General features: G+C 72.2%; 2 protein-coding genes, 1 tRNA gene and 1 pseudogene. 3 read left to right on the top strand and 1 reads right to left on the bottom strand.

Annotated features, from left to right (window positions below; all coding sequences use genetic code 11):
* The 3 genes and pseudogenes from WBA11_RS11750 to WBA11_RS11740 all read left to right on the top strand — a co-directional run.
* Positions 1-281: pseudogene (locus tag WBA11_RS11750) on the top strand (hypothetical protein); the annotation flags it as partial.
* A gap of 2 nt (positions 282-283) precedes the next feature.
* A complete protein-coding gene (locus WBA11_RS11745) occupies positions 284-745 on the top strand; it encodes a GNAT family N-acetyltransferase (protein ID WP_424520872.1) in 462 nt (153 codons plus the stop codon).
* 72 nt (positions 746-817) lie between these two features.
* A tRNA-Glu gene (locus WBA11_RS11740) sits at positions 818-890 on the top strand.
* 65 nt (positions 891-955) lie between these two features.
* Here WBA11_RS11740 and WBA11_RS11735 read toward each other — a convergent pair.
* A partial coding sequence (locus WBA11_RS11735; RefSeq protein WP_424520871.1) for a sialidase family protein occupies positions 956-2281 on the bottom strand: 1326 nt, incomplete at its 5' end.

Genomic DNA, 2281 nt, shown 5'->3' with positions numbered 1-2281 from the left:
CCCTCGAGGTCCGCGCTGGGCTCCCCCTCGAGGACGCGCGCCGCGGGCTCTTGGCGCTCTCGCCCTCGAGGCTGCGCCTCCGCCTCCCGCCCGTCCTGGGCCTCCACGCCGACGACGACCAGGTCGTGGGCGAGGACCAGGCCGGGGCGCTGCGTCGGGGCTTGATCGAAACGGGTGGGCAGGGTGTCGTGGAGATCATCGAGGGCGCCACGCACGACGGCCTGATCGAGCAACCCGCGGCTCAGTCCCGCGTCGCGTCGTTCTTGACCAGCACGCTCTGACGATGCCGGCCGAGATCCGCCTCGCCGTCTCCGACGCTGACTGGGCTCACGTCCAGGCCATCCGCCGCCGCGTGTTCGTCCTCGAGCAGGACGTCCCCGACGCCGACGAGTGGGACGGGTGGGACGCCCCGGCGCTCCGCGGCGACGCCGTCCACCACCTCCTGGCAACCCTCGAGGGCGAGCCGGTCGGGGTGGCGCGGTGGCGGGCCGTCGTCCTCGAGGACGAGACGTGGGCCAAGCTGGAGCGGTTCGCGGTCGTACCGGAGGGCCGGGGCGCAGGGATCGGACGGGCACTGGTCGGGCGCGCTCTTGGGGACGCTCGCGCGGCCGGACGCTCGCGGTTCGTGCTGCACGCGCAGACCTACGTCGCAGGCCTCTACCGAGCGTTCGGCTTCCAGGCCGAGGGCGACGTCTTCCTCGAGGACGGGTTGGAGCACGTGAAAATGACGTTGGTTGACGCCTAGGCCCTCGATCTTGGGGCCGGGCTTCCCTACCTTCGTTGTCCTGCCCGGCCGGACGCCGGGCGCCTCCACGATGCCGCGTTCGTCTAGAGGCCTAGGACGCTGCCCTCTCACGGCGGTAACACGGGTTCGAATCCCGTACGCGGTACACGGCAGGACGCCGGCTCCCTCGGGGGCCGGCGTTCTCTGTTTGTGTGCTATCCACAGTCGCCCTCAGTCCCCCAGCCCGACCTCGAGGTAGCGGTTCATCCCCGCGCCTCCATCCGACCCCGCGTCGAGGACGACTCCGTAGGTGCTCGTCCCGTCCGGTCGCACGAGGACTCGCCCTCGAACCCACTGCGCTCGCACGTCGTCGGCGACGAGGCGGGTGGTCCACGACTCCCGGTCGCGGGAGACGGCGTGGTAGAGATGGCCGGTCTCGTCCTCGATGAACAGGACGTGGACCGCGTCTCCGACGGCGACGACATCGGCGCCGACCTGCTCCGAGTCGACGGCGTTCTGGACGACGGTCCGGTCCGTGATGCGGACCGGCTCCGAGACCGCGTCGCCCTCGAGGCGCCGCTCCCACAGCCCGCCGTCGGCCAGCCGGTAGACGACCACGACAGTGCCGTCCTCGAGGACGGCCAGCGGAGCGACAGCCCCGACGTCGTGCTCGGCCGTGCCCAATCCGGTCGAGAGTCGAACACGCGGCGACAGCGAGCCACCGGCGCGGACGCGGCGGTACCACGCCGATCCGGCGCCGTCGGTGTAGGCGAGGTGGACCTCGAGGCCGTCCCCGAGGGCGAGGTGGGGCCCGGACTCGATCGGCCCGCCGGGGTCGACGGCGATCTCGGGCCCCCAGGTGCCGTCGGCCGAACGGACCTTGACGAGGATCGTCTCGAGCCCGCCGTACGCCGCGACCAGGCTCCCGTCCGGCCGCGCGACGAGCGACGCCACTTGGGTCGGCGGGTTGCCCGGCGCCGCGACCGACTCGTCTGTGATGCCCCACGTGTCCGGCGCCGTCGGGTGGTCCGACGTCCGGAAAACGTGGCGCCAGACGTGGTCCGAGGTCTGGTGCAAAACGTGGAGCGTCCCGCCCTCGAGGTCGGCCCCGACGCCCTCGAGGTCGTCGGCTGTGGGCCGGTTCGCACCGTCGACCTCGCGCCACGTCGCCCCGCCGTCGGACGACGTGACGACCATCAGGACGTTGTCTGACTCAGTCGGCTCTATGATGAAATAGAGGTCGCCGTTCGACGCCTGCCACGGGCCGATCCGGCCCGGCGTCTCGACGAACGTGCCGCCCAGGTGCCCCCTCTCGACCTCGAGGACGACCGTCGCTGTGGCCGAGACCGGGCGCTCGCCCTCGACGAGCCGGAAGCCAAACGTGTCGCCGGGCTCGTTGGTGACGGCGCCGTCGGCGAAGCGGCGGACCACAACGGGAACTTCCCACTCGCCGTGCGCGCCCTCGAGGCCAGACCACGCCGGGCTTATAGCCTCGAGGTCGAGCCCGGCGCCGCGCTGGAACGGGAGCGGCGAGCCACCGAGCAGGTCCGTCGTCGC

It is taken from the genome of Rubrivirga sp. (assembly GCF_049648075.1).
Lineage (GTDB): Bacteria > Bacteroidota > Rhodothermia > Rhodothermales > Rubricoccaceae > Rubrivirga.
The sequence above is the reverse complement of the archived record's forward strand: the minus strand, read 5'-3'. Positions and strand labels throughout refer to the sequence as shown.